A 6912-nucleotide genomic window follows, 5' to 3' on the forward strand; every position below is an offset into this window, starting at 1 on the left:
CGCTCTAAGTCTGCCGTGTGGGGGAGGTCCGGGTGGGATGCGGCCGCTACTTCGGCCGTACCATAGGAGGTCCCCGTCCGGTGCGAATTCGCGTATCCCGCACGGTCCCTGGTAAGCGGCCGTCCGGGTTTGCCGGAGTTGCGCGTGGGCGAGGGCGCTTGTCCCAGACGGATCCGTGTACAGAGACACCAGAGACACAGAGAGGCGAGCCATGTCCGATGGCCTGACCGCACCCGAGCCTGCGCAGCCGGACGACGGGCACGCACGAGCGGCCGAGTCTCCCGCTCCCGCCGGTACCCAGGTGGGAACGGCCCGCGTCAAGCGCGGCATGGCGGAGATGCTCAAAGGCGGTGTGATCATGGATGTGGTCACCGCCGATCAGGCGAGAATCGCCGAGGACGCCGGCGCGGTCGCGGTGATGGCCTTGGAGCGGGTGCCGGCCGACATCCGAGCGCAGGGCGGCGTGGCTCGCATGAGCGACCCGGAGATGATCGAGCAGATCATCGGGGCGGTGTCGATCCCGGTCATGGCCAAGGCCCGTATCGGCCACTTCGTCGAGGCCCAGGTGCTCCAGGAGCTGGGAGTCGACTACATCGACGAGTCCGAGGTCCTCACTCCCGCCGATCCACACCATCACATCGACAAATGGCGGTTCACCGTTCCGTTCGTCTGCGGCGCCACCAACCTGGGGGAGGCGCTGCGCCGTATCGGCGAGGGCGCGGCGATGATCCGGTCCAAGGGCGAGGCGGGCACCGGTGAGGTGTCCAACGCGGTCGTGCACATGCGTACGATCAGAGCGGAGATCGCCCGGCTGTCCGTTCTTGACCCAGCCGAGCTGTTTGCCGCGGCCAAGGAGCTACGCGCTCCCTACGAGCTTGTGGCCGAGGTCGCCCGGCTGGGGAAACTCCCGCTCGTGCTGTTCACCGCCGGCGGTATCGCCACTCCCGCGGATGCCGCGCTGATGATGCAGCTGGGTGCCGACGGTGTGTTCGTCGGCTCGGGTATCTTCAAGTCCGGCGATCCGGCGCGGCGCGCGCGGGCGATCGTCGAGGCCACCACTATGTACAACCATGCGGACGTCCTGGTGAAGGTCTCGCGTGGGCTCGGGGAGGCGATGGTCGGCATCAGCGCCGGCGAGCTGGAGCCCGCGGCCAGGTTCGCCGATCGCGGCTGGTGAGCGATTTCGGCATGGTCACCCCGGCGGTGCCGGTCCGGGTGGGTGTGCTTGCCCTGCAAGGTGATGTCCGTGAGCATGTCCGGGCGCTCGGCGCGGCCGGCGCTCATCCGCTGGAGGTCCGCCACGCGGCTGAGCTGAGCGCTGTGGACGGGCTGGTCCTGCCCGGTGGGGAGTCCACCGCGATCGGCCGGTTGCTGCGTGTGTTCGATCTGCTGGAGCCCTTGCGCCTGGCGGTCGCGGCTGGGCTGCCGGTTTTTGGGTCATGCGCGGGCATGATCCTGCTGGCTCGGGAGGTCTTGGACGCGCCTCCCGGCCAGCCGCTGCTCGCGGGCTTGGACGTCGTTGTGCGGCGCAATGCGTTCGGCCGTCAGGTGGACTCGTTCGAGGCAGATATCGATCTTATCGGTGTTGCTGGCGGCCCGGTTCGGGCGGTTTTCATCCGGGCACCGTGGGTGGAGAAGGTCGGGGATGAAGTCGAGGTTCTCGGCCAGGTCGGTGACAGGATTGTCGCGGTCCGCCAGGGCAGTCTGTTGGCGACCGCGTTCCACCCGGAACTGACCGGTGATATCCGGATTCACCAGCTGTTTGTCGACGTTGTCGCACGCAATCGTGGAAGGCGGGGCCAGTACAGGTGAGGGGCAGAGCATGAGCGGTCACTCCAAGTGGGCGACCACGAAGCACAAGAAGGCGGTCGTCGATGCGCGCCGCGGCAAGCTGTTCGCCAAGTTGATCAAATCTGTCGAGGTGGCGGCGAAGACCGGCGGCGGAGACCCGGCGGGGAACCCGACGCTGGCGGACGCCATCGCGAAGGCCAAGTCGCAGTCGGTACCGAACGACAACATCGACCGGGCCGTCAAGCGTGGTTCGGGGGAGCTTGCCGGCGGCGTCAGTTACGAAGAGATCATCTACGAGGCGTACGGGCCGAGTGGCGTGGCCATCCTGGTTGAGTGCCTCACCGACAACCGCAACCGGGCGGCCTCCGACGTCCGGGTCGCGATCACGCGGAACGGCGGCAGCGTCGCTGATCCCGGTTCGGTGTCGTACCTGTTCAACCGTAAGGGGGTGGTCCTGGTCCCCAAGACGCCCGGCCTGAGCGAGGACGACGTCCTCACCGCCGTCCTCGATGCCGGCGCCGAGGAGGTCAACGAGCTGGGTGACGCCTTCGAGGTCGTTTCGGAGGCGACGGACCTCAACGCGGTGCGCGTCGCCGCGCTGGGCGCGGCACTCGTGGTCTCCTCGGCGGACCTGTCGTGGCTGCCGAGCGTCAGCGTGTCCCTGGACGAGGAATCCGCGCGCAAGGTCCTCAAGCTCGTCGAGGCCGTGGAGGACCTCGACGATGTCCAGAACGTCTGGTTCAACGCCGACATCTCCGATGAGATCATGGAACTGGTATCGGCCTGACGGGGGTGCTCCTCGCCGCCTGTCGAGCGGCCCGCACGCTTCGCGACGCCCGGAGCGGTTGCCGGCCACCCCGCTCGGCCGTGCCCCGCCGGCCGAAAGTACGATCGGGGCAGCTCGAACGGGCGTTCGGGCGTGTCGCGATCGTGGCGGGCGCTGCCGGGGCCACAATGCCCGACGGTGGCTGCGTTCAAGACGGCTGGTCCGCGGACCGGCCAGCGGGGAGGGTGCTGGTGCTGGTGCTGGGTGTCGATCCGGGGCTCACGCGCTGTGGTCTCGGTGTGGTTGACGGCGGCCCCGGCCGGAGCGCCTCCCTGGTCGCGGTCGGAGTACTGCGCACACCGGCCACCGACGACGTTGCCGCGCGGCTGTGCGCACTCGAGCGGGGCGTGGAGGAATGGATCAGCCGTCACAACCCCGACGCGGTCGCGGTCGAGCGGGTGTTCAGCCAGGCCAATGTGCGGACGGTCATGGGTACCGCGCAGGCCGGGGCGGTGGCCATCGTCGCCGCAGCCAGGCGGGGCCTGCCGGTGGCACTGTACACGCCCAGTGAGGTGAAGGCGGCGGTCAGCGGCAGCGGCCGGGCGGACAAAGCCCAGGTCACGTTTATGGTGAGCCGCCTGTTGAAGCTGCCCGACCCGCCGCGTCCGGCGGACGCGGCGGACGCGCTGGCCCTTGCCCTGTGCCATCTGTGGCGTGGCCCGGCGCTGGCCCGGATGCGAGCGGCGGCCCATGGCGGCCAGGCCGTCGGGAAGGAGCCTGGTCGATGATTGCCTCTGTTTCGGGCACGGTGGCGGCCCTGTCGCTCGAAGCCGCCGTCGTCGAGGTCGGCGGGGTCGGGCTGTTGGTACAGTGCACCCCCGCGACCCTGTCGCGACTTCGGGTGGGGCAGGATGCGCATCTGGTCACCACCCTTGTTGTCCGGGAGACGGAACTCACCCTCTACGGCTTCGTCGACGCCGACGAACGTGACGTCTTCGAAACCCTGCAGAGCGCTTCCGGGGTCGGTCCCAGGCTCGCTCAGGCCGTGCTCGGCGTTCACAGCCCCGACGGGGTGCGCCGGGCGGTCGCGGCCGAGGATCTCACCGCGCTGACGAAGGTGCCCGGCATCGGCCGCAAGGGCGCGCAGCGCATCGTCCTCGATCTCAAGGACCGCCTTGGCGCACCGGCGGCGGTGCCGGCCCAGGCTGGCAACGCTGGCACGAACGCCGATGCTGGCCCGCACGGCGGCGTGCCGGCACCGGCTGGCCGATCCCGGGCCGCCGTCGGTGAACAGGTCCGTCTGGCGTTGCTCGGGCTCGGCTATACCGCGCGGGAGGCCGAGGACGCGCTGGCCGTGGTGCGTGCCGGCAGCGCCGACGGCAGCGAGCCGGGCGATGCCGGTGCTGCCGGTGCCGCCGGCGCTGCCGGTGACGGCCAGGAGCCGGACACCGTGGCCGTGCTGTTGCGCCGGGCGCTGGCCGCTCTGCGGCCCCGATGAGGCAGCCGATGGACGCCGATGGCCTGGTCTCGCCGGTGGCCGAGCCGGAGGAACGAGCCTTCGAGGCCGGTCTGCGGCCGGGCAGCCTGGCGGAGTTCATCGGCCAGCAGAAGGTGCGCGAACAACTTACGATCATGCTGGAGGGGGCACGCGCCCGTGCGCGTCCGCCCGATCATGTCCTGTTGTCCGGGCCGCCCGGGCTGGGCAAGACCAGCCTTGCGATGATCATTGCGCGGGAGCTGGCGGTTCCGTTGCGCATGACCAGCGGCCCGGCGGTCGAACGCGCGGGAGATCTTGTCGCGATCCTCACCGCGCTCGCTCCGGGCGACGTGCTGTTCCTGGATGAGATCCATCGGATCGCGCGGCCGGCGGAGGAACTGCTGTACGCCGCGATGGAGGATTTCCGGGTCGACGTCGTGCTTGGCAAGGGCCCCGGCGCGACCGCGATTCCGCTGGACCTCGCTCCGTTCACCCTGGTCGGCGCGACCACGCGGTCGGGCCTTCTCACCGGCCCGCTGCGCGACCGGTTCGGCTTCACCGCCCATATGGACTTCTACGATCCCGATGAACTGACCAGCGTGCTGACCCGGTCGGCCAGGCTGCTCGGGGTGAGGCTGACCGGCGACGGCGCCACCGAGGTCGCCGGGCGGTCGCGAGGGACGCCGCGGATCGCCAACCGGCTGCTACGCCGGGTCCGTGACTATGCCGAGGTGCGGGCGGACGGGATCGTCACCCGTGAGGTCGCTCAGGCCGCACTGCGTGTCTATGACGTGGACGCGCTCGGCTTGGACCGGCTTGACCGGGCGGTGCTGGAGGCTCTGGTACGCCGATTCGGTGGGGGTCCGGTCGGCCTGGCCACGCTGGCCGTGGCGGTGGGGGAGGAGCAGGACACGGTCGAGGAGGTCGTCGAGCCGTTTCTGGTGCGTGCCGGGCTGCTGGCCCGGACCCCCCGCGGACGGATCGCCACTCCGGCCGCGTTCACCCATCTCGGCCTTGATCCCCTGGAAGGCGCGCTAGGACGCTCCCAGGAACCCCGTTCGGGGCCTGCGCGTCGCGTGCCCGCGGCCGGTACGTAGCATCGGCCGCACAACATGGGAGGACGTGGACGTGCAAGCAATGGTGGTCGCCCAGACCGTGGCCAAAGATGGCGGCGGGAGCGGGATCGGTGGTTTTCTGCCGCTGATCCTCATCGTGGCGCTTGTCTTTTTCTTTATGTCGACTCAGCGGCGCCGCCAACGGGCGCACCAGCAGACGCTGGCGTCGCTCCTGCCGGGCACCCTGGTGGTGACCACGGCCGGACTCTACGCGACCGTGGTCGAGGTCGACGAGGGCGACGTGCTGTTGGAGGTCGCGCCGGAGGTCGTGTGCCGGTTCGCTCGCGCGGCGATCGCGCGGGTCGTCTCCGCCCCGGATGACGACTCGCAGCCCGACGGTGAGGCAGCCGAGGGTGAGGCAGCCGAGGGCCAGCCGGATCACCACCGTGCGACGGGTGACGGCGGGGCTGACGACCGAGCTCCGGCCGAGCCGAGCATCGACATGACCAAAAAAGATCTGCCCACAAGCGGGGACACACCGGGGAGCGAGAGCGCCCCAGGGCCGGGGAAACCGGACGGGCGCCGCGAGCCGGAATGAAGATCTACGGCGTGTGTCGGAAGTCGTCGTTCGATCGGGGAGCGGCGTCTGGGTGGCTGGATCGCGAGGCGGCGGCGGGAGACGCTCTGTACTGGGCGTCAACCGACGAGCCGGGGTACCCGTGCGTCGCGCGGCCATGGACGGGCAGCGATGACGCGGGGCGCCGCCTGGGCGGCGCGAGCCGGACAGTCCTCTTGCCGAAGCCTGCCAAGCAGGCTCCAGCTGAACGTGGTATAGGAACGCATCCGCTTTGGCAGTCGTTCCGATAGCTTGGGCGCGGCCTGCATTGTTGGCTCAGCCGGTTGAAGGCGGAGCCGGCATGGTCCATTGCCTGTCGCCAGGGCATCAATCGCCGGGGGTACCGATGGATCCGGCGCCGCTCGCGGTGGCCGGCAGGTCCACCAGGTACTGAGGCAGCAGGTACTGAGGTAAGCAGCCAGACAGGCAGTGAAGTGAGCGCACCGGCGCGTGACGAAGGGACATCCGTTGGCACAAGGGTCAGGGCCACGGCGTAAGGCCACACGCCCCGCCTGGTCCCGCATCGGCCTCCTTTCCGGCCTGCTGGCGTTGCTGTACGGCGTCATGGCCCTGACGGGCACCTGGACGCCCAAGCTCGGGCTCGACCTACAGGGCGGCACGAGCGTGATCCTCACGCCCAGGTCGACCGAGCCGGGCAAGGGCGTGGACAGCGGGGCCGTGGACAAGGCCGTCGACATCATCCGCGAGCGTGTCAACGGTCTTGGCGTCGCCGAGGCCGAGGTCAAGCGGAACAACACCCAGATCGAGATCTCGGTCCCCGGCCGCGGACGCAACGATGTCGTCACGCTGGTGGGCCAGACCGCGGAACTGCGTTTCCGGCAGGTCTACACATCCGGGTCCGCGGTTCCCGCGCCGGCCCCTACCCCGGCTCCGGCCCCGGCCCCGGCCCCGGATCAGACCGGCGCGCCGAGCCAGACGCCCGCCGCGGTCCCGTCCGCAGGCCCGGCAGCCACCACACAGCCCGGGGCGTCACCGCCGGCCACGTCGACTCCCAAGGCCGCCTCGGTTGCTCCCAGGCCGTCCGCATCCACCACCACCCGGTCGGATGTCGTGAGCAGCGGCCTGCTCGCGCAGGCGGCATCGGCCAAGCCAGCCGCTACGGCAGCCGCTGTCTCGCCGGCCGCACCCGCGCCGGCCGCACCTACGCCCGCCACGCCCGCGCCGGCCCCGGCGGCCGATCCCGCGC

At 70.4% G+C, this 6912-nt stretch carries 7 protein-coding genes and 1 pseudogene; all 8 read left to right on the top strand.

Annotated features, from left to right (window positions below; all coding sequences use genetic code 11):
* Positions 1–211: 211 nt before the first annotated feature.
* Positions 212–1177, top strand: a complete 966-nt coding sequence (pdxS, locus tag MJ777_RS19255; RefSeq protein ID WP_255724121.1) for a pyridoxal 5'-phosphate synthase lyase subunit PdxS — start codon at positions 212–214, stop codon at positions 1175–1177.
* Positions 1178–1188: 11 nt separating this feature from the next.
* Positions 1189–1812, top strand: a complete 624-nt coding sequence (pdxT, locus tag MJ777_RS19260) for a pyridoxal 5'-phosphate synthase glutaminase subunit PdxT (RefSeq protein ID WP_239311368.1) — start codon at positions 1189–1191, stop codon at positions 1810–1812.
* A gap of 10 nt (positions 1813–1822) precedes the next feature.
* Positions 1823–2578: a YebC/PmpR family DNA-binding transcriptional regulator gene (locus tag MJ777_RS19265; protein ID WP_239311362.1), complete on the top strand. Its 756-nt coding sequence runs from the start codon at positions 1823–1825 to the stop codon at positions 2576–2578.
* A 230-nt stretch (positions 2579–2808) separates the two neighbouring features.
* Positions 2809–3345: a crossover junction endodeoxyribonuclease RuvC gene (gene ruvC, locus MJ777_RS19270; protein ID WP_239311363.1), complete on the top strand. Its 537-nt coding sequence runs from the start codon at positions 2809–2811 to the stop codon at positions 3343–3345.
* Complete coding sequence (gene ruvA, locus MJ777_RS19275; protein ID WP_239377349.1) at positions 3342–4055, top strand: Holliday junction branch migration protein RuvA; 714 nt, start codon at positions 3342–3344, stop codon at positions 4053–4055. The genes ruvC and ruvA overlap by 4 nt, the downstream gene beginning before the upstream one ends.
* Positions 4056–4063: 8 nt before the next feature.
* Positions 4064–5131, top strand: coding sequence for a Holliday junction branch migration DNA helicase RuvB (gene ruvB / locus MJ777_RS19280; protein WP_239347230.1), 1068 nt, complete (start codon positions 4064–4066; stop codon positions 5129–5131).
* Between the two features lie 25 nt (positions 5132–5156).
* Entirely contained in the window at positions 5157–5687 is a 531-nt protein-coding gene (gene yajC / locus MJ777_RS19285) for a preprotein translocase subunit YajC (protein WP_239377350.1), read from the top strand.
* Between the two features lie 486 nt (positions 5688–6173).
* Positions 6174–6912 (top strand): annotated as a pseudogene (locus tag MJ777_RS19290) (protein translocase subunit SecD); the annotation flags it as partial.

The organism is Protofrankia sp. Cj5 (assembly GCF_917627405.1).
Classification (GTDB): domain Bacteria; phylum Actinomycetota; class Actinomycetes; order Frankiales; family Frankiaceae; genus Protofrankia.